Below are 19,957 nucleotides of genomic sequence, written 5' to 3'. Positions count from 1 at the left end.
AGAGCCAATCCGGTGTTTGCACCGCACCGGTCATCCCAGCACGGAAAAGGAGCTTTCCTTCGTCAGCTCCCGCTTTCGGGAGAATGTGGCGGTGTTCAGGGTATGGCCGACATGGTGGAGCGGGAAGCGGAAGGGGATGTCGTCGTGATCCTTGCCCGCTTCGCAATAGTCGATGAGCTCCGCCATCAGCCGTCCGGCGACCGGGGCGTTCTTGAACTGGTTGCCACTGGTGCCGATGGCCAGGTAATAGCCGCCGATGTCGCTACGGTCGTAAATCGGCAGCCAGTCGTCCGTGGCGTCGTAGAGATCGGCGATGCCGACCGGGTGCTGCGAGACACCGATGTCGGGCAGGCGCTGGGAGTAGCGGTAGGCGTAGGTCAGGGCGCGGTCTGTAAGGTCGCGGGAAAAGTCGTCAGGATCCTCCTCCAGAGGCGGGTCGCAGGGCGGATTCTCGCTGCCGAGCATGAGCTGGCCGCCGCCACCCGGCTTCAGATAGACGCCGATGTCATTGTCGGAGACGATCAGTCCCTCGCGGGAATATCCAAGCTGTTCCGGCGGTTTGATCTGCACCACTTCCTGGCGCAGCGGCCTGTGCCCGATCCGGATACCCGGGTCCCCCTCCAGCAGGGCGTTCACCTTGCCCGAGTGAGGCCCGGCGACATTGATGACGATGGGCGCGCGGATTTCGGTCCCGTCTGCGCAGACAATGCCGGTCACGCGGCCGTCCCTGACCGGTATCCTGACCACCCTGGTTTTGAAGCGGAATTGCGCGCCGTGGCGGGCGGCGGCATCCTTGAGATTGCGTGCCGCAATCTGCGGGTCATCGACATAGCCGCCCGCGGGGAAGAACACGCCGCCATGGATTTCGCCGCCGGTCGGGGCGCCGAAGTCGTCATGATCCATTTTCTTTGCCGGGGCGAAGCATTGCAGATTGTAGCCCGGCATGCGGGCGAGGATCTTGTCCGGAGACCAGTGCTCATAGGCGATGGAAAGGGCGTCGGCATGTTTCAGGACGCGTTCCAGATGGTTGTTCGCGGCCGTTTTCATCACCAGTGTGCCGGTTTCGACGAAGCGTGCCAGTCCGGTCGGCTCGCCGGCGCCGAGATAGGCCTGCCAGTTCTTCCAGTCGTGATACCCTTCCAGGGCCATGGCCGTGCCGTCGAGGGTGGAGTAGTAGGTCCGCACCACCGCCGCCGAGGAGGAGGTGGAGCCGTATCCCGCGGCCGGAAGGGTATCGACATTCAGGGTCCTGCGGCCCTTGCGCGCCAGGGCAAGGGCGATGGAGCAGCCGATGATGCCGGCGCCGATGATGATCGCGTCGTAGTGAACAGTCGGCGCATCCGGATTTGCCAAGGCGGTTCCCTTTCATGCTTGCCATGTCAGTCATGACCCAGAACAGGCGAGGCTTGCGGCCTTGTCCAGAGATATATGCGCCAAAGACTGTCCTGAAACAGCCAGCCAGTGATGCAAAAACTCAATTAAAGTTTGTTTTTATAACGAAGTATGATTTTTTTAAACATATAGAATATTATGCAAACAATTGCTGAATTTGTTCCCTTGTCTCCAATTGAACTCACCGTCGGGTCCGGACATAGTCGGGGCAGTTCCAGTTCGAGGACTGTTCACAAGCTATCTGGAGAGACATGTGCCAAGCGCAAAAGCCTGCGAATGGCCGACGCTGGCGTTGATTGCAGCCACGTCGGCAGCCTGGATGCTGCTGGTCGGATTTTACGACTACCCCGGACTCCCCGACGCGCTCGGCTGGGCGGTCTGCCCGCTGGCGGCGGTTCTGGTCACGTTGCAATCCTCCCTGCAGCATGAGGTTCTCCACGGACATCCGACCCGCAGCCCGGCCCTCAACGAGGCCCTGATCTATTGCCCTCTCGGGCTGTTCATTCCCTATCGCCGCTTCAAGTCGTTGCATCTGCGTCATCACAACAATGACCGGCTGACCGACCCTTACGACGATCCGGAAAGCTTTTATCTGGCCTGGCGCGACTGGCGAAAGCTTCCCCGAGGCATCCGTCTGGTTCTCACGATCAACAATACACTCCTGGGACGTCTGCTGATCGGTCCGGCCGTGTCGCTTGTCGGCTTTTACGGGTCCGAAATCCGCAAGCTGCTGGCCGGCGACAGGGCGGTCCTGCGGGCCTGGGCGCATCATCTTGCCGGACTGGTTCCGGTCGTACTGTTCGTGACGGTGATTGGCGGGATGCCGATCTGGCTCTATGCTGCTTGTATTGCCTATCCTGCGATGAGCCTGCTTATGCTGCGTACCTATGCCGAACACCGGGCCCATGAAAACGCCGAAGCGCGCTCCGTCGTGGTCGAGTTCTGTCCGGTCTTCTCGCTGCTGTTCCTGAACAACAACCTTCATGTCGTTCATCATGCCCATCCCAGGGCGCCATGGTACCGGCTGCCGGGGATCTACCGGGCGGCGCGGGACGAATGGCAACGGCGCAACGAAGGATATGTGTTCGCCAGCTATTTCGACCTGGCGCGGCGTTATCTGTTCAAGGTCAAGGAACCGGTTCCTCATCCGCTCCGGCGCAGGAATTCGGACGGGGCTGCTTCTTGACCGGTGGCGGGTATTTTCGCGTCCGGCTACCCATGTATGACTGGCCGGAAGTGCGGGATGCGACTGCCGATCTGGAATCCGCGCTGCAGGCGGCGCTTTCGGAAGCGCTTGCCCTGGAGCCCTCGCGTGTTCTCGACTGGCCGGAGCATCTGGACCTCGCCACGGCCTGGACACGGCCGGAGGTGCTTCTGGCGCAGACCTGCGGCTATCCGCTGACACATGCGCTGAGCGGCAGGGTCAGGCTGCTGGGGGCGCCGCATTATGCCGCGCCGGGCTGCGAGGGGCCATACTATTGCAGCCAGATCGTCGTCAGGCGTGACAGTCCGTTTGAGGCACTTGCGGATCTGCGCGGGGCACGGGCGGTTTTCAACGACGGGAACAGCCAGTCGGGCATGAATGCCCTGCGCCATTCGCTGGCACGGATCGCGGCGGGAAAACCGTTCTTCTCAAAGGTGTCGGTCAGCGGCGGGCACCTGGCGTCGCTGGCTGCCGTGGCCGGCGGGCAGGCCGATGTGGCCGCCATCGATGCGGTCTGCTGGGATCTGGCCTGCCGGTACAGACCGGAGCTTGCAGGCCTGTTGCGCCCGATCGCGCGGACGGCATCCGCTCCCGCCCTGCCGCTGATCGCGTCCCTGCGATTTTCCGACAGTCAGGCCAGTTTGATGGCCGCAACTGTCGCTGCGGTCTTCGCGGCGCCGGAGACACGAAAAAGCCGCGAACGCCTGGGCATTCGCGGCTTTACCATATTGTCCGTCGCGGATTATGCGCCTGTGCTCTCCATGGAACGGGACGCAGCGGGATCGGGGTATCCCGTCCTGGCCTAAGCTCCGCGAATCCAGCCTTTCAGCGGGTGTGATTCTGTTTCCGGGCGATTTCGCGCAGACGCAGAGCTTCGTCCATGCGAGCCAGATGAGCGGCACTGTTGCCGTGGACCAGACCCATGAGGTTGGTGCCGAGAGCTTGTGCAAGATAGGTCATGGCGTTTCCAATCCTGATTTTGTTCGTTGTGAAAGACAATCGGCCATTGCTTCGTTATTAGGCCGCTTGACTGCTATATGTGCATTTCTTGCGATTCAATCAAACGAATTGTATTCATGATGTCGTTCAAAAAAATTGATCTGAAAAAACGCAGGATCCGATCATGGAAAAACTTCCCGGTGCCGGCACGCCGCTCATCGATCTCGATCTGTACCGCACCTTTGTCGCGATCGCCGAAACGTTAAGTTTCACAAAGGCTTCGGAGCTTGTCGGGCGCACACCTTCCGCTGTGTCCATGCAGATCAAGAAGCTGGAGACGCTGCTGCAGGTCGCGGTCTTCGCAAGGGAAGGGCGCACGGTGCGTCTGACGCCGGAAGGCGAAGCCCTGCTTGGATATGCCCGTCGGATCCTGATGCTCAACGAGGAAGCGGTCGGATTGTTCGTGTCGCCCGAGGTCGAGGGGGAGGTCAGGTTCGGTGCGCCGTCCGATTTCGGGACCCGTTTTCTGCCCAATATCCTGTCGCGTTTCGCCCGTTCCCATCCGGGCGTCAATGTGGATGTGCATCTGGACGGCAGTCCGAAGCTGGACGAGAAGGTGAGGAAGGCCGAGCTGGACCTGGCCCTGTTTACCGTGCGACCGGGAACGGGTCTGGCGCGTGGCGGCGAGGTGGTCTTCAGGGAGCCGCTCGTGTGGGCCGGCCTGGAGGGGGGCATTGCCTATGAGCGCGATCCCGTGCCGCTGGCGGTCTCCACGCCCGGCTGTCCCTGGCGCCGGGCGGCGCGGGTGGCTCTGGACGATGCGCAAAAGCCCTACCGGATTTCCTACACCAGCTTTCACAGCGCGGGGCAGGAGGCCGCGCTGCTGGCTGATCTTGCCATCGCCCCCTTTCCGGCGAGTGTCGTCGCGCCGCCGTTGCAGGTGCTGGATTCCCGCCACGGGCTTCCTGAGATCGGCGACTATCACATCATCATGATCGAGCGTCCGAGCGCGGGCAAGGCGACCCATGCCTTTGCAAGGCACGTGGAGGAGAGCTTCCGCGAGCTGGGTCTCAGCCTTCCGGGCTGACCCGCGCGCGGCCCATGCGAAGGCTTCGGGTCCGGCTGCGATGTTTACCATGGGAGCTGTTTTGCGGGACAAGGCGGCGCAAGCACTGGCGCAAAAGTTAACAAGCGGTTACGATTCCTGGTAAACCAATCGTTAACAGCGAGACGCGTCATGAAACTGGTCTGCAAATCCCTTCTGGCCGCCGCCGGGCTCGGTCTTGTTCTCGGAGCGCCCGCGCAGGCCGAAAGCGGCACGATCCGCATCCTGCATGACGAGCCCTATGGTGCGGTGGTCACCAAGGAAGCCGGCGTGCTGGTCTTCCGCGCCCTGCCGCCGACCCGCAAGGTTGTCGTCAATCCGGACGGCAAGACGCCGCTGGAACTGAAGCAGACGGACGTGCGCGAGACCAATGTGGTGGTGATCGCCAATCAGGGCGACTATGTCCGGCATCTGGGCGCGAAGATCCTCCGGCTGAAATAACCGGGCCGGTGTTCGCCGGATGGGGTTACATGCGCATGCGTTCGGCCTTCGGGTCGAACAGCGGTTCGGTAATCAGCGTGGCTTTCCGGCGTTCACCGAGGATCTCGATTTCGAAGGCGCCGTCACCGGTCTCTTCTGCGAGTGCCGCCGGCACGTAGCCCTGCGCCAGGGACTTCTCCAGGGAGTGGGCATAGCCGCCCGAGGTGATCCAGCCGATCACCTTGCCCCGGTGCCAGACCGGTTCGTCGCCCATGACGTCGGCGTCCGCAGCATCGACGACGAAAGAGACGCGCCGGCGCTCAGGCCCTTCCTCGAATTCGGTCCGTGCCGCCTCAATGCCGATGAATGTCTCCTTCGACAGTTTCACGAAGCGGCCGAGGTCGGCCTCATATGGGCCGTAGATCGGCCGGAACTCGCGGAACCAGGTGCCGAAGTTCTTTTCCAGGCGCAGGGACAGGAGCGCGCGCATGCCGAAGTTGCGGATGTCGAATTCGGCGCCGGCCGCCATCAGCGCATCATAGACCTGGCGCTCGTATTCCGGGGTCATCCAGATCTCGTAGCCGAGATCGCCGGTGTAGCTGATGCGGTTGACCTTGCAGGGCGCGCTGGCGACGTCCATCTCGCGGAAGTCCATGAAGCGGAAGGCTTCGCCGGAGACGTCCTCACCGGTGACCTTCGCCAGGACCTTGCGGGCATTCGGGCCCGCGACGGACAGGCCGACCCAGCCGAGATTGAGAGCACGTATGGTCACCGAGCCATCCGTGGGCAAATGCATTTCGAACCAGCGCATGTGCGTAACCTCGGCCTGGGATGAGCCGAACATGTAGAATTTTTCCTCGCCGGCGCGGGCGATGGTGAAATCGCCGATGAGCTTGCCGCTGGTGTTCAGCATCGGCGTGAGGACGATGCGGCCCACCTTCGGCATGGTGTTGGTCATCAGTCTCGACAGGAAGCCTTCCGCGCCCGGGCCGGTGATCTCGTATTTGGCGAAGTTGGCGATCTCGGTGATGCCGACGCTTTCGCGTACGGCACGGCATTCCGCACCGATGGGGTCGAAGTCGTTGGAGCGGCGGAAGGACACGATGTCCTTCGGCTCGACGCCCTTCGGCGCAAACCAGAGCGGTGTTTCCAGTCCCCAGCTGTCGCCCATGACCGCGCCCTGGGCCAGCATGCGATCGTAAAGCGGCGTCGTCTGGTGTGGCCGTCCCGCGGGAAGTTCCTCGTTGGGGAAGCGGATGCGGAAACGGCGGCGGTAGTTTTCCTGCACCTTGGCGTTGGTATAGGACAGGGTTGCCCAGGAGCCGTAACGGGCGACATCCATGCCCCAGATGTCATAGCCCGGGTCGCCGTTGATCATCCAGTTGGCCAGCGTCAGGCCGACGCCCCCGCCCTGGCTGAAGCCGGCCATGACACCGCAGGCGACCCAGTAGTTGCGCAGGCCCCGGACCGGCCCGACCAGCGGATTGCCATCGGGAGCAAAGGTGAAGGGGCCGTTGATGATCTGCTTGATCCCGGCATTCTGCAGCGCCGGGAAATGCTCGAAGCCGACTTCCAGTTCCGGCGCGATGCGGTCGAGATCGGGCGGCAGCAGTTCGTGGCCGAAATCCCAGGGCGTCTCGCGCGGGCTCCAGGGGCGGCAGTTCTGCTCATAGGTGCCCAGAAGAATGCCCTTGCCTTCCTGGCGGGTGTAGATCTCGCCGCCGAAGTCGAGCACGCCGATCAGCTCCTTGCCGGTGGCGGCGTTGTGGGCGGCGACTTCCGGCATGTCGTCGGTCAGCAGATACATGTGCTCCATGGCCAGAACCGGCAGCTCGATGCCGACCATGCGCCCGCATTCGCGTGCCCACAGACCGCCGGCATTGACCACATGTTCGGCGCGGATGGTGCCCTTGTCGGTGATCACGTCCCAGGTGCCGTCTGGGGTCTGGACCAGCTCCTCGACCTTCGTATGCCGGTAGACGGTGGCGCCGTTGACGCGCGCCGCCCTGGCATAGGCATGGGTGGTGCCGGAGGGATCCAGGTGTCCCTCGACCGGATCCCAGAGGGCGCCGATGAAGTGTTTCTCGTCGAGAATCGGGAACATGGCCTTGGCTTCGGCGACGGAAATCAGCTCCAGATCCATGCCGAGATAGCGGCCCTTGGCCTGGGCGAGGCGCAGGAAGTCCATCCGCTCCGGCGTGTCGGCGAGCATGACGCCGCCTGTCAGATGCAGGCTGCAGGACTGGCCGGAGATTTCCTCAAGCTCCTTGTAGAGATCGACGGTATAGCTCTGCAGCTGCGCGACGTTCGGATCGCCGTTGAGGGTGTGAAAGCCGCCGGCCGCGTGCCAGGACGATCCGGAAGTCAGTTCGTCGCGCTCGACCAGGGTCACGTCCTTCCAGCCGAGCTTGGTGAGATGGTAGAGGACACTGCAGCCGACGACACCGCCACCAATGACAACGACCTGGGTGTGGGTTTTCATGAAGTTTGCTCCGGAAGGCTGGGAATTCGTTCGGTTGCAGATTTCAGGGCGGTCAGAAGTCGGTGGGGGCGCCGCCTTCCGCATTGCGTCTTTCGACAAAGGCGGTGATTTCATCGTCGATGGCCGGATCGAGCGGGGGCGCCTCATAGGCCTCAAGCGCTTTCTTGTAGAGCCTGTTGGCCTTGTCGAGGGCGGTCGGGCTGCCGGCCTCCACCCAGCTCTCATGGTTGCGCCAGTCCGAGACGATCGGCGCGTAGAAGGCGTCCTTGTAGCGGTCCTGGGTGTGCTGGGTGCCGAAGAAATGTCCGGCAGGGCCTACGTCCCGGATCGCATCGAGCGCCAGCGCCTCCTGCGAGACGTCCAGCGGCGTCATGTATTCGGCGAGCATCTGCAGCAGGTCGACATCGGTGATGAACTTCTCGAACCCGGCACTGAGACCGCCTTCCAGCCATCCGGCCGCATGCTTGATGATGTTGCCGCCGCCCGAAAGCGCGCCCCAATGGGACAGGGTGGTTTCCAGCGCCGCCTGACTGTCGACGGTATTGGCCGCGCAGACGCCGGAGGAGCGGTAGGGCAGATTGTAGCGCCGGGCGAGCTGGCCGCCGACGATGGCCGCCTTCATGTATTCCGGGGTGCCGAAAGCGGGCGCGCCGGACTTCATGTCCACATTGGAGGTAAAGCCGCCATAGACCACCGGCGCGCCGGGGCGGACGACCTGCGCGAAGGCGATGCCGGCGAGCGCTTCCGCGTTCTGCAGGGTCAGGGCACCGGCCACTGTCACCGGCGCCATGGCGCCTGCCAGGGTGAAGGGCGTGACGATGGAGACCTGCCCGGCCCGGGCCATCTCGATCAGGCCCTGCAGCATCGGCGTGTCGAGGCGCAGGGGAGAGGAGGTGTTGATCACCGTGGTGACACAGGGGGTGTCGATGAAGTCTTCCGGGGACAGGCCGTTGGCGATGCGGGCGATCTCCAGACCGTCCAGATTCCGCTCCCTTCCGAGGGAATAGATGTGAAACACCTTGTCGGTCATGCGGGCCAAGTCGGCAACGCAGTCCAGGTGACGGATGGAGGCGTGAAGGTCCACCGGCTCGACCGGGTAGCCCAGAACGCAGTGAATGATGTTGAAGAACTGGGCGAGTTTCAGGAAGTCGCGGAAATCCTGCTGATTGCCCGGACGGCGGCCCCTGTCGCGGTCGACCGCGTTGGGGGCGCTGGCAACGCTGGAAAAGGCGATGGCGTTTCCGCCGACATGAAGGTCATGGGTCCGGTTGCGGGCGCGGATGGTAAATTCGCCCGGGGCCTTTGCGATCAGTTCCGCCACCATGGCGCGGTCCATGCGCACCCGCTCTTCGCCGGGCCTCACGTCGGCACCGGCGGCCTTCAGCAGGGCCCTGGCCTCTTCGTGCAGGAAGTCGATGCCGATGTCCTCGAGCACCTGCATGGAGGCATCGTGGATGGCCTCGAGCTGGTCGGCGGAAACCGCCTCCAGCGGCGTGAACATGTTGCGGGGCTGCCGGAAGGGTTTCTGCGGGAAAAGCTCGGGCCCGGCGGTGCCGCCCCTGCGTCGCCGGCCGCGCCGGGCCGGTGCCGTATCGCTCATGGGAGCCGCGTCTGTCTCAGCCGTCATCTTGTCCGCCATGCTGGTTCGTGCCGCCTTGGGCCGTCATGCATGAATTTACCGGAGGTGGCGGATTTTCCGTGCAGTCCCAGAGCGACGGCCAGTGCTACGACTCCGACATTGCCGGGTTTCGGACAGCCCTCGGCCCCGGAGCGTGAAACTTTGGCTTGACGGCTTCGGCCCGATCGGAGCATCAGGGTTGAAAGGGATCTGCCGCGGGACGCGAGGTGTAAGTGAGCGAACGGCTTTCGGATACGGAATTGCTGGCCTTCCTGAAGCCCCGTCTGCCGGTGGCGGACTGGTCCGCCGCCTGCCTGCGCCCGCTGCCGGTCAACTACACCAGCCGCTTCTGGCGCCTGGATGCGCCGCAGCGGGTCTATGTGATCAAGGAATTCTTTCCCGGCAACGAGGACAATCCGCTCTATCCCACCCTGCCGCAGCAGGAGGCCGATGCGCTGAGCGTGCTCGCCCGGCATGCGCTGTCTCCGGAGCTGGAAACCTTCGTGACAAGCCCGGCCGGCACGCCGCTGCTGGTGTACGGCTACGATCCGGCGAAATCGGACGAGATCGATGTGGGCGAGGCCGCGGATCTGATCGGACGCTTCGCGGCCCTGAAGGAAACCATCGAGGGGCACCAGACGGTTCCTGCCGGCTTTCACGAGGTTCTGGCGCGCGGCGACGCCATGCTGGCGGCGATCCCTGACAGCCGCAAGGCGGCCAACCTCAAGCGGCTGCGGCCTGCCGATGCCCTGGTCGGGCGGCGGAGCGTCGAGCGTTCGCTGGTCCACCGCAGTTTCTGTCTGGGCACCATTCTGGCCACGGCAGGCGGCGCGCGGCTGATCGACTGGCAGTATGCCGGCCATGGGGATCCGGTGGAGGATATCGCCTGTTTCGTGTCGCCGGGTCTTGCCATGCTCTACGGCCTGCATCCGCTGGTCGCCCATGCGGAAGAGCTGTTCCTGAAACACTATCCGGACCAGGACACGGTCGGCCGGTTTCTGGAAGAGCGCAGTGCCTATCACTGGCGGCTGGCGGCCTATTGCCTGCTCCGGCACGAGACCCTGACGCATTCCAACGCCCCGGCGGCACGGGCCTACGGCCGGGCGCTGGAAGAAGAGGTCGATCTGCTGCTGCGCCTCAGGAACCGATAGGTCCGGGCGGGGCTGTGTAATCGTTCTGTCACATGAGAACGATACCGGGAAGCATGTCCATCCATCTCGCTTCCGTCACCCGATCCTTCGGCACCCACAAAGCCCTGAACAATGTCTCGCTCTCGATCGAGGACGGCATGTTTTTCGTGGTCGTGGGACCGTCGGGATGCGGCAAGTCTACGCTTCTGAGGGCCATCGCCGGCCTGGAGCCGATCGATCGCGGGGACATCACCCTTGACGGTCTGCCGGTTGCCGGTGACGGGCTGCATGTTCCGCCTGAGCAGCGGCAGGTCGGCGTCGTGTTCCAGTCCTATGCCCTGTGGCCGCATATGAATGTCGCCGCCAATGTCGCGTTCCCGCTGGAGACGGCGGGTGTGAAACGGTCCGCGGTTGCGGCAAGGGTCGCCGAATGTCTGGAGACCGTTGAACTGACGGAGTTTCGCCAGCGCAAGCCGGCGGAACTGTCCGGCGGCCAGCGCCAGCGTGTGGCCCTGGCCCGCTGTCTGGCGCAAGGGGCCGGGACCGTTCTGATGGACGAACCGCTGGCCAATCTCGATCCGCATCTTCGCAGCGCCATGGAGGAAGAGCTTGCCGCCTTCCACGCGGCGAGCGGCGCGACCACCCTGTTCATCACCCACGATCAGCGCGAGGCGATGGCACTTGCCGACAAGGTCGCGGTGATGTGGGACGGCAAGATCCTGCAGGTGGCCGATCCGGACACGCTCTACCGGCGGCCGATGTCACGGCGCGTGGCCAGCTTTATCGGCCGCAGCACCCTGGTGCCCGTGACGGTTCTGCGCGAAGAGGCCGGTGCGGCGGAAATCCGCCTTGGCGGCATTACGCTGGAGGTGGCCTGCCCGAGGGACACCACGCCCGGACCGGCAACGCTGCTGCTGCGGCCCGAACATCTTGTGCTGGCGACCGGTTCGCAGGGTTTTGCCGCCACGGTCCGCAAGACGATCTACCGGGGCGGATACTGGGATGTCCTTGTCACGCTCGAGGGCTTGCAGGAGCCCTTGCTGATGATCCTCAACCGCAGGGCGGCGCCGGGGGACACGCTGCGGCTGACGATCTTGCGCGGCTGGGTGCTGCCGGAGGAGTCTCGGGGCGGTTGTCAACCCGGTCCGCCCCTTCGCTGAGCCTCGTCCCGGACGACACCTGCAAGGCGGGATTGCGTCTCAGTCCTTCCACGGAATGGTTCCGGCGGGAACCTTTCCGGCCAGAGCGTTCATGCCCAGCATGATGACGATGGTGGCAAGGACAACGACGGTGGACATGGCTGCCGCCAGGGTGGTGTAGCCGCCGTCCTCGTAGTTGAAGATAGTTGTGCCGATGGTCTCGTTGCCCGTCGACCAGAGCAGGGCGGACACCGTGACCTCGTTGTAGGCGGTCAGGAAGACGAGAATGGCGCCGGATGCCGCCGAGGGCGCGGCGAGCGGCGCGAAGATCCGCCGCATGCGGCGGAAGAAACCGGCACCGGACACCCTGGCCGCATCTTCCAGGGAGGTATCCATCTGCAGGAAGGCGGCGGCGACCGGCTTGAGGCCGACGGCAAGAAACACCGAGACATAGGCAATCAGGATGATCCACAGCGTGCCGTAGATCGAGACACCGAAGAACGGCAGCGGCCGGATGAAGGCCAGAATGAAGGCAATCGACATGACGAGGCCCGGAACGGCAAAGGCGATCTCGGACTGGGTGAAGGCGACGCCCGCCCAGCGGCGGTGCCGCACATGCCGGTGCGCCAGAAAATAGCCGAGCAGCAGACTGGTCAGGGCGATGACCGCCGCAGCGACACCGGCAATGAAGGTGGAATTGGCAAAGGCGCGCAGGGTCACCGACTGCCGCCACAGGACCTCGGTGAAATTGTCCAGCGTCAGCGTTTCGGCCGAGAGCGGCAGGCCGTAGGTTCTCACCAGAGCGGTTGCCAGAAGGGAGGCGGCGGGCAGCAGGAGCACGGAGGCCACGAAGAGCCAGACGAGGGCTTCCACACAGGGCCTCCTGCGGCCGAGGGAAATGGCCAGCGGATCCTGGGGCAGGCCGATCAGGCCGGTGCGCATGCGCTGCTGCAGCAGGCTCTGGAGCACGATGGCCGCCAGCGCCACCAGGGCCAGAATGATGGAGATCACTGCAACATTGGGCAACACATCCGGTCCGAAGCTCGCCAGCCGCCGCCAGACCAGAACCGGCAGTGTGGTGTAGCGGGCGGGAATGCCGATGAGCGCATTGATGCCGAAATTTCCCAGGGCAGCGACGAAGGCAAGGGCAAAACCGGCCAGCAGGGAAGGGCCGAGCAGGGGAAGGGTGACGCGCCGGAGCAGGGTGAGGGCCGGTGCGCCGGAAGTTCGCGCCGCATCCGACAATTCGCGCGGAAACGATCTGAGCGCCGCCCGCACCAGGAGAAACACCAGCGGGGCGTGCTGCAGCGTGAGCAGAAGGACAAGGCCCGTGCGCGAATAGAGCGGATGGGTGGAGCCCAGCTCCGGGGCCAGTCCCAGCCAGCGCAGCACCGGACTGGCCGGACCGAGTGTCTGGATCCAGGCGATGGCCGTCACATGCGGCGGGATCATCATCGGCAACAGGATGAGGAATACCAGAACACCCTTGGCCCGGATGTCTGTCAGGCCGATCAGCAGAGCCAGAAAGGTTCCGAGCAGTGTCGCGGCAAACGCTGAGAGAAAGCTGCTTTCGATGGAATGCCAGAGCGCGCGCTGCACCGACCGGCTCTGAACGGCCTCAAGCAGTGGCCCGGCGTCGAGTCCGGCTGAGCTCGTCAGGCCGGTCTTGAACAGAAGAAGCAGGGGCAGGCCGCAGATGAGCGTGGCGCCAAGAACGAGGAGCAGCAGGGTTGATTTTTCGGAGAACGGCAAGGTTTGCACTGGGCTCGGCTGCTGCGCTTGTCCGGCATGACGGTCGGAGGGAGGGAAAGACAGCGCGGAATACCCGCGCTGTCCGATTTGACAGGCCTCGAGCGGATCAGCCGCCGAAGATTTCGGTAAATTTCATCTTGTTGGCCTGGTCCTTTTCCAGCGCCTCGGCCGGATCGAAAGCCATCAGCTTGATCTGGTCGCGGGCCGGGAAGCCTTCGGGAGCCTGAACGCCCGGGTGCGCGGGAAGATAGCCCTGGGAAGCGGCCAGCTTCTGACCGTCTTCGGAGATCAGGAAGTCGACGAAGGCCTTCGCCGCAGTGGTGTTCTGCGCGGTGGAGAGAATCGCCACCGGCTCGGTGACGGCGGAAACGCCTTCTTCGGGAAACACGAACTCGACCGGAGCGCCTTTCAGCTTTTCGCGGATCGGCAGGAAGTCAACGACGAAACCGTAGAGCTTCTCGCCGCCGGCAATCGCCTTGTAGGTGCCGCCGTTGCCGCCCTTGGGGTTGGCACCCTGATCGGCGAGACCTTCATAAAACGCCCAGCCGAGATCGGGGTTGGACGTCAAAGCCGTCATGTGAATGGTCGCCGCGCCGGAGGTCAGCGGCGAGGGCATGGCCAGCTTGTCCCTGGCGTCCGCCTTCAGCAGATCCTTGTAGGAAGTCGGCTTCATCGGGGCATTGGTGTTGTACATGATGCCGGTGGTGATCAGCTTGGTGGAGAAGTAGGTCTTGTCCGTGTCCATGATCGCCGGATCGTAGGCGGAGACATCGGCGCCCTCATGGGCCATCAGGCGGCCTTCCTTCTTCAGGCCCTCCATGGTCACCCTGTCGGCAATCAGCAGCACGTCTGGCTTCGGCGCACCGGCCTCGAATTCCGCGCGCAGTTTCGCCATGACCTTGGTGGTGCCGTCGCGGACCCAGTCGACCTCGACATCCGGATACAGGGCAGAGAAGGCGTCTACGGTCGCCTGGGCGTCGGCGTTCGGCTGGGAGGTGTAAAGGACGAGCTTGCCGGAAACATCCCCGGCGAAAGCGGATGTGGAAACGGCGGCCAGAAGGCCGGCTGCAACGAGAAGTCTTTTCATGTGACAGATCCTTTGCGCGGAACCGCTGGATGGATTGCGGATGGCCTCCCGCGTAGCAGGCTTGTGTGACAGATTTTTTTGATTGCCGGGCAAAAGGCGCGGATGGGCTGTTTTATCCGGGTTTCCGTTCCGGCCGCGATTTGAGGGGCGTTCGTCATTTCGGGAGCCGCCTCACGGCAAGGATTGCCGGATCGCCAGCGGTCGGCTATCACCGCCTCAACAGACACAGCAGCGGGATGACGCCTGACGCATTCCGCATCAGATCGATTTAAAGGAGAGGCCCAGTTCATGAGCTCACGGGGCGCTGTTGCGGAAATCGGCCTGATCGGCCTTGGGACCATGGGCGGCAATCTGGCGCTCAATATTGCCGAACACGGCTTTCAGATCGCGGTCTACAACCGGACCACGGAGAAAACCGGCCAGTTTGTCGAAAAGGCCGGTGATCTTGCCGAGAAGCTGGTGCCCACCGAGACGCTCGAGGACTTCGTCGCCGCGATCAAGCCGCCGCGGGCGGTGATCCTGATGGTGCCGGCCGGCGAGGCGGTCGATGCGCAGATCGAGGCCTTGCGTCCGCTGCTGGACAGCAGCGACCTGATCATCGACGCGGGCAACGCCAATTACCACGACACCAACCGCCGCGCTGCGGAAGCGGCGGAAAAGGGGCCGCGATTCATGGGAATCGGCGTTTCCGGCGGAGAAGAGGGCGCCCGTTTCGGCCCGTCCATCATGGGCGGTGGCGCGAAGGATGCCTGGGACCAGGTCGGTCATATTCTCGAGGCGATTTCCGCCAAACATGATGGCGAGCCCTGTGCGGCCTATCTCGGCGAAGCCGGGGCGGGGCATCTGGTCAAGACCGTCCACAACGGCATCGAATATGCGGACATGCAGATGATCGCCGAGGTCTATGGCGTCATGCGCGACGGTTTCGGCCTGTCGGCGGCGGAGACCGGCGATGTGTTCGAAAAATGGAACGGCGGCATCCTGCAGTCCTACCTGATCGAGATTTCGGGAAAGGTCGCAAAGACTGCGGATCCGGAAACCGGAAGGCTGATGCTGGACATCATTCTGGACAAGGCGGGCCAGAAGGGCACAGGCCGCTGGACGGCCATCGAGGCACTGATGCTGGGTATACCGGCCAGCGCCATCGAAGCGGCCGTGGCGGCCCGCAACATGTCGGCCCGTCTGGACGAGCGCAAGGCGGGCGAGGCCGAATTCGGCGCCGCACCGAGCGAGATGGACCGCGAGGCGGTGACCATCGAGGCCCTGGAAGCCGCGCTGGTCGCCGGCAAGATCATCTGCTACGCGCAGGGCTTCGGCCTGATCCTGGAAGCGGCCAGGCAGTATGGCTGGGCCATGCCGCTGCCGCAGATCGCCCGCATCTGGCGCAACGGCTGCATCATCCGCTCCGCCATGCTCAACGACATGTCGTCCGCTCTTGCCGACGATCCGGAGCGCAACCTGATGCTGGCGCCGTTCTTCTCGGAAAAGCTGAAGGAGACCGAGGCGAGCCTGCGGCAGGTGGTGGCCCAGGCTGCCCTGCACGGTCTGCCGGTTCCCGCGCTCTCCGCCGCGCTGTCCTATTTCGACATCATGCGCACGTCCCGCTCCACCGCCAACATGCTGCAGGGCCAGCGCGACTTCTTCGGTGCCCATGGTTTCGAACGCACCGACAGGGACGGCAGCGGCTACCACGGCCCCTGGGCGATGGGCTGACGTTCACGGGGCGCGTGCCTCCGGGGCATTGCGCACAAGTGAAGCGCAGCTGCGCATAGAACGATCGGGAACGACGGTGCGCTGGCCTGCGCCGACGGACAGGTGTTGCCGATCCGTCCCTACTGCGCCAGACCCAGCGCCGACATGTTGGCGATGGAGGCCGGGAGGCCGGAGTGGTCGCGGAGTTCGACGATCAGACGCGGGGTGCTGTCGAGCTTGCCGAGGGCATCGAAGACCGCGTGCCAGTTGATGGTACCTTCGCCGAGGGTCCAGTGGCGGTCAGCGTAGCCGTCGGCATCCTGCAGGTGGATATGGGCCAGATCGTTCCCGGCGGCCTTGACGTAATGGTCGACCGGCGGGGCGCCGGTGGTGCCGTGGGCATAATGGGCGTGGCCGGTGTCGATGGAGACCCTGACGGCTTCGGAGTTGAAGCTTTGTGCCAGCTGGACACGGGCATGGGGGTCCTTGTCCTCGATATTCTCGATGACCAGCTCGCAACCGATATCCTCGGCGCGCCTGACCGCATCCTTCATGGTCAGGTGACAGAGTTCGATCTTGTCCGCCCGGCCGTTTTCGTAATTGTCGAGATTGTTGTGGTCCCAGGTGGAATAGGGGCTGTGAACCACCATGTGGGTGCCGCCGAGGGCTTCGCAGACCTCGAGACCCTGCAGCAGACGCTTCCTGACGATCTCTCGGACATCGACGTCGCGCGAGTCGATGGTGAATCCCATGAACGGCCCGTGGATGCCGAGGCGACCCTCATGGCCGTCGAGCAGCTCTTTCGCCTTCTCGACCAGCGGGTTCCAGTCGCCGTTCAGCACTTCGGCCGGCCAGAAGTCCTGCAGCTCGAGGTCGCGCGGCCTGTCGAGCATGAGCTTGCGGCAGGTTTCCAGGGAGGTGAGGTTGAGCGCGGCGCCGAGGATGGGAAGATCGGACATGGGAACACCTGGTGTGAGGACATTTGAAGGTTGTCCGCCTGATACCCCGGCATCCTTGACACTATTGCGACGCGCCCGGCGAAATCCTCAGTAGCCCCGTTTCCTGTCGACGCTTGGCGGGATCTCTCCGGAGCTGAAGTAACGCGCGATATTGCCGGCGACGATTTTCGAGGCGGTGCTTCTGGTCGTCGGCGAGGAGACATGCGGAAGCACGGTGACTTTCTCGTGCTCCCAGAGCGGATCGGAGGCGGGCAGGGGCTCCTTTTCGAACACGTCGAGCACCGCATGTGCCAGCGGCCCGTGATCGAGGGCTTCGATCAGGGCCCGGGTGTCCAGGATCGGGCCGCGGGCGAAATTGATGAGGCAGGCGTCCTGCTTGCAGGCCTGTAGTTCCGCCGCACCGATCATCCCGCGGGTTTCGCCGGTCAGGGGCATCAGGAGGACGGTGATATCCGATTGGCTCAGGACCGTTTTCAGACCGTCCGGGCCATGCAAGCAGCGGATGCCGTCCAGGGCCTTTTCGCTGCGGCTCCAGCCAAGAACATTGAAGCCGTTGGCCCTGAGCCGCTGGGCCGAGGCGCTGCCGAGATTGCCGAGGCCGAGAATGCCGACCGTGCGTTCCGCCGCTGCCCGGTGGTCATGCTCGTGCCAGATCTTCCGGCGCTGCTGGGCCATGTAACGCGGCATGTCCCGATGGAGATACAGGGTCCAGGCGAGCACGGCCTCGGACATGGTCTCCGCCATTTTCGGGTCTGTGAGCCGCACGATCAGCGGGCCGTCTTCGGGCAGTTCCGCCGTCAGCCGCTCAACGCCCGCCCACAGGCTCTGGACCCAGGCCAGATTCGGGAGAGCGGCCACTTCCGCCGGATCGGGATTGGCGACAATGGCTACCGTCGCGGCGCGGCGCTGGTCGTCCGTCAGGTCGGCGAAGGGCCTGATCTCGGCAATCCCGGACAGGGCCTCGGGCAGGACCTTCTCCCAGGCCAGCCGGTCACCGGAGGTCGACTGGGAGACGAAGGGGACGAGCGGTTTCATGCAGCGAATACTCCAGCCTGGTCGGCAAAGCCCTTGATTTCGATCGGGTTGCCGGACGGGTCCTTGAAAAACATGGTGCTCTGCTCGCCGGGCTGGCCTTCAAAGCGGATGGTGGGGGCGATGATAAAGGCAAGTTTCGCCGCTGTCAGCCTGTCTGCCAGGGCCCGCCAGTCGGACATGGAAAGCACAGCGCCGAAATGCGGCATCGGCACCATGTGATCGCCGACCTTGCCGCTGTCCGTCGTTGCGAACGGCTTGCCGAGATGCAGTGACAGCTGGTGGCCGAAGAAGTTGAAATCGACCCAGGTGTCGGTGCTGCGTCCTTCCTGACAGCCGAGCAGGCCGCCGTAGAAGGCGCGGGCCTCGTTCAGATCGGTGACATGAAAGGCAAGATGAAAACAGGGCTGCATCGGGGTCTCCTTGAACTATATGCGATGTCTCATATCATGTCCCTGCCGGTTGAAAAGCTGTCCCCTTGAGCTCCGGTTCAATTCCCCTGTCAGACGGAGGCGGAGACCCTATTCCTTGCGCGCCGGGACAGCGCAGCGGGGTGTTTCATTCGGCTTTCGAGCAATTTCAAGAATCACTTTCGGAAAGAAAATTAGAAGATGTGGCGATTACAGGCACAAAAATGTCGTTTGCAGGCATGTGCGTGAAATTAGTCGTATGAATGGTATGAGAAGTGCGGCTATACTGTTGTGCTGAAGGCAACATAATGCAATTGTATTGGTCGTTAAGCCCCTGGCCGGATCGTAATACCCGATATGACCTTCCATCTGACTGGAACGGTCGAGGTCAGGGTGCCAGAGCAAGAACAGTGTATATGCGTCACATGAAGGCACTATTGAATAAAAATAATCTGATAGCCTTCTTGGTGATTGTGCGTTCTTCGCTCGTAATACCTTTTCTTTGGATATGCCGGAGGGGAAATGCTTTGAAAGAAGTGATTTTCCGCTGTGTCCAATTCAAAATCAAGCAAACAGACTACACAGGAGTACCCTCATGAAGAAGTTGTTAGTCTCGGTCGCCGCGACCGCTCTGATCGGTATGGCATCGTCCGCCATGGCTGAAGAGTGCGGCACGGTTACCGTTGCCGAAATGAACTGGGCATCGGCCGGCGCGATCGCGCAGATCGACAAGCTGATCCTGGAAAACGGCTATGGCTGCAAAGTGGAGCTGGTCACCGGCGATACCATGCCGACCTTCACCTCGATGAACGAAAAAGGTGAGCCGGACATGGCTCCGGAACTCTGGATCAACGCCGTGCGCGAGCCGCTTGATGCAGCGGTTGCCGAAGGCTCCCTGATCATCGGCGGCGAAGTCCTGAACGAAGGTGGCGTCGAAGGCTTCTGGGTTCCGACCTATCTTGCCGAAGAGCACGACATCTACACGGTCAAGGACGCGTTGGCCCATCCCGAGCTGTTCCCGGGTGCGGAAGACGACAGCAAGGGCGCTTTCTACAGCTGCCCGACCGGCTGGAACTGCCGCATCACCACCGGCAACCTGTTCCGCGCCTTCGGTTTCGACAAGGGCGGTTTTGAAATCGTCGATCCGGGCTCCGCAGCCGGCCTCGACGGCGCGCTTGCCCGTGCCAACGAGCGCAAGGAAGGCTGGCTCGGCTACTACTGGGCGCCGACCGCCATGCTCGGCAAATACGACATGACCCTGCTCGACTTCGAAACGCCGCACGACAAGGAAGAGTGGGACAGCTGCACCGTGGTCGAGGATTGCCCGGATCCGAAGCCGAATTCCTGGGTGAAATCCGAGGTCTATACCGTGGTGACCAAGGATTTCGCCGAAAAGGCAGGTCCGGCGATGGATTACGTCAAGGGGCGTACCTGGGACAACCGGACGGCCGGCAAGGTTCTTGCCTGGATGACGGACAACCAGGCGAGCAACGAAGACGGCGCGTATTTCTTCCTGGAAAACTTCCCGGATGTGTGGACCAAGTGGGTCAGCCCGGAAGTCGCCGAGAAGGTAAAAGCCTCCCTGTAAACAGGGCA

17 protein-coding genes are annotated in these 19,957 nt (G+C 63.3%); 8 read left to right on the top strand and 9 right to left on the bottom strand.

Translation table 11 applies throughout. The features are described 5' to 3' along the window. Nucleotides 1-30: 30 nt before the first annotated feature. The gene (locus DCO57_RS09975; RefSeq protein ID WP_116698742.1) at nucleotides 31-1,353 is read right to left on the bottom strand and encodes an FAD-dependent oxidoreductase; all 1,323 of its coding nucleotides are present in this window, start codon (nucleotides 1,351-1,353) and stop codon (nucleotides 31-33) included. A 292-nt stretch (nucleotides 1,354-1,645) separates the two neighbouring features. Here DCO57_RS09975 and DCO57_RS09970 point away from each other — a divergent pair, with 292 nt between their 5' ends. Next, nucleotides 1,646-2,578 carry a fatty acid desaturase gene (locus DCO57_RS09970; protein WP_116698741.1) on the top strand — a complete coding sequence of 311 codons (933 nt, stop codon included), beginning with the start codon at nucleotides 1,646-1,648 and terminating at the stop codon, nucleotides 2,576-2,578. 32 nt (nucleotides 2,579-2,610) lie between these two features. After that, nucleotides 2,611-3,402 (top strand): PhnD/SsuA/transferrin family substrate-binding protein, encoded by a 792-nt coding sequence (locus tag DCO57_RS09965; RefSeq protein ID WP_116698740.1) that lies wholly within the window; start codon nucleotides 2,611-2,613, stop codon nucleotides 3,400-3,402. A 19-nt stretch (nucleotides 3,403-3,421) separates the two neighbouring features. On the opposite strand, the gene DCO57_RS24065 is transcribed toward DCO57_RS09965, so the two are convergent. Beyond that, nucleotides 3,422-3,556 (bottom strand): hypothetical protein, encoded by a 135-nt coding sequence (locus DCO57_RS24065; protein ID WP_279629134.1) that lies wholly within the window; start codon nucleotides 3,554-3,556, stop codon nucleotides 3,422-3,424. A 163-nt stretch (nucleotides 3,557-3,719) separates the two neighbouring features. Between DCO57_RS24065 and DCO57_RS09960 the strand changes: the two genes are divergently transcribed. Then, nucleotides 3,720-4,622, top strand: a complete 903-nt coding sequence (locus DCO57_RS09960) for a LysR substrate-binding domain-containing protein (RefSeq protein ID WP_116698739.1) — start codon at nucleotides 3,720-3,722, stop codon at nucleotides 4,620-4,622. Between the two features lie 150 nt (nucleotides 4,623-4,772). After that, nucleotides 4,773-5,081 (top strand): hypothetical protein, encoded by a 309-nt coding sequence (locus tag DCO57_RS09955; RefSeq protein ID WP_116698738.1) that lies wholly within the window; start codon nucleotides 4,773-4,775, stop codon nucleotides 5,079-5,081. Nucleotides 5,082-5,106: 25 nt separating this feature from the next. Here DCO57_RS09955 and DCO57_RS09950 read toward each other — a convergent pair whose 3' ends face one another. Both DCO57_RS09950 and DCO57_RS09945 read right to left on the bottom strand, forming a co-directional pair. Next, nucleotides 5,107-7,542: an FAD-dependent oxidoreductase gene (locus tag DCO57_RS09950; protein ID WP_116698737.1), complete on the bottom strand. Its 2,436-nt coding sequence runs from the start codon at nucleotides 7,540-7,542 to the stop codon at nucleotides 5,107-5,109. 52 nt (nucleotides 7,543-7,594) lie between these two features. After that, nucleotides 7,595-9,169 carry a trimethylamine methyltransferase family protein gene (locus tag DCO57_RS09945; protein ID WP_116698826.1) on the bottom strand — a complete coding sequence of 525 codons (1,575 nt, stop codon included), beginning with the start codon at nucleotides 9,167-9,169 and terminating at the stop codon, nucleotides 7,595-7,597. Between the two features lie 224 nt (nucleotides 9,170-9,393). Here DCO57_RS09945 and DCO57_RS09940 point away from each other — a divergent pair, with 224 nt between their 5' ends. Both DCO57_RS09940 and DCO57_RS09935 read left to right on the top strand, forming a co-directional pair. Continuing rightward, nucleotides 9,394-10,311: a phosphotransferase gene (locus tag DCO57_RS09940; protein WP_116698736.1), complete on the top strand. Its 918-nt coding sequence runs from the start codon at nucleotides 9,394-9,396 to the stop codon at nucleotides 10,309-10,311. 53 nt (nucleotides 10,312-10,364) lie between these two features. Then, nucleotides 10,365-11,450 carry an ABC transporter ATP-binding protein gene (locus tag DCO57_RS09935; protein WP_116698735.1) on the top strand — a complete coding sequence of 362 codons (1,086 nt, stop codon included), beginning with the start codon at nucleotides 10,365-10,367 and terminating at the stop codon, nucleotides 11,448-11,450. Between the two features lie 39 nt (nucleotides 11,451-11,489). On the opposite strand, the gene DCO57_RS09930 is transcribed toward DCO57_RS09935, so the two are convergent. Together DCO57_RS09930 and DCO57_RS09925 are read right to left on the bottom strand one after the other, a co-directional pair. Then, entirely contained in the window at nucleotides 11,490-13,190 is a 1,701-nt protein-coding gene (locus DCO57_RS09930; RefSeq protein WP_116698734.1) for an iron ABC transporter permease, read from the bottom strand. Between the two features lie 97 nt (nucleotides 13,191-13,287). Continuing rightward, nucleotides 13,288-14,268 (bottom strand): ABC transporter substrate-binding protein, encoded by a 981-nt coding sequence (locus DCO57_RS09925; RefSeq protein ID WP_116698733.1) that lies wholly within the window; start codon nucleotides 14,266-14,268, stop codon nucleotides 13,288-13,290. 288 nt (nucleotides 14,269-14,556) lie between these two features. Between DCO57_RS09925 and gndA the strand changes: the two genes are divergently transcribed. Beyond that, nucleotides 14,557-15,981, top strand: a complete 1,425-nt coding sequence (gene gndA, locus DCO57_RS09920) for an NADP-dependent phosphogluconate dehydrogenase (protein ID WP_116698732.1) — start codon at nucleotides 14,557-14,559, stop codon at nucleotides 15,979-15,981. A 119-nt stretch (nucleotides 15,982-16,100) separates the two neighbouring features. On the opposite strand, the gene DCO57_RS09915 is transcribed toward gndA, so the two are convergent. The 3 genes from DCO57_RS09915 to DCO57_RS09905 form a co-directional block, all read right to left on the bottom strand. Then, nucleotides 16,101-16,919, bottom strand: coding sequence for a sugar phosphate isomerase/epimerase family protein (locus DCO57_RS09915; RefSeq protein ID WP_116698731.1), 819 nt, complete (start codon nucleotides 16,917-16,919; stop codon nucleotides 16,101-16,103). 87 nt (nucleotides 16,920-17,006) lie between these two features. Next, a complete protein-coding gene (locus tag DCO57_RS09910; protein WP_116698730.1) occupies nucleotides 17,007-17,954 on the bottom strand; it encodes a glyoxylate/hydroxypyruvate reductase A in 948 nt (315 codons plus the stop codon). After that, nucleotides 17,951-18,364 carry a VOC family protein gene (locus DCO57_RS09905; RefSeq protein WP_116698729.1) on the bottom strand — a complete coding sequence of 138 codons (414 nt, stop codon included), beginning with the start codon at nucleotides 18,362-18,364 and terminating at the stop codon, nucleotides 17,951-17,953. The genes DCO57_RS09910 and DCO57_RS09905 overlap by 4 nt, the downstream gene beginning before the upstream one ends. 592 nt (nucleotides 18,365-18,956) lie before the next feature. On the opposite strand from DCO57_RS09905, the gene DCO57_RS09900 reads away from it, so the two are divergent. Then, nucleotides 18,957-19,949 (top strand): ABC transporter substrate-binding protein, encoded by a 993-nt coding sequence (locus DCO57_RS09900; RefSeq protein ID WP_116698728.1) that lies wholly within the window; start codon nucleotides 18,957-18,959, stop codon nucleotides 19,947-19,949. Nucleotides 19,950-19,957: the final 8 nt, after the last annotated feature.

Origin of the sequence: Labrenzia sp. 011, from assembly GCF_003075075.1 — a bacterium.
Classification (GTDB): domain Bacteria; phylum Pseudomonadota; class Alphaproteobacteria; order Rhizobiales; family Stappiaceae; genus Roseibium.
Note: the sequence above shows the minus strand (reverse complement) of the source record. Positions and strands in the feature narration are given on the sequence as shown.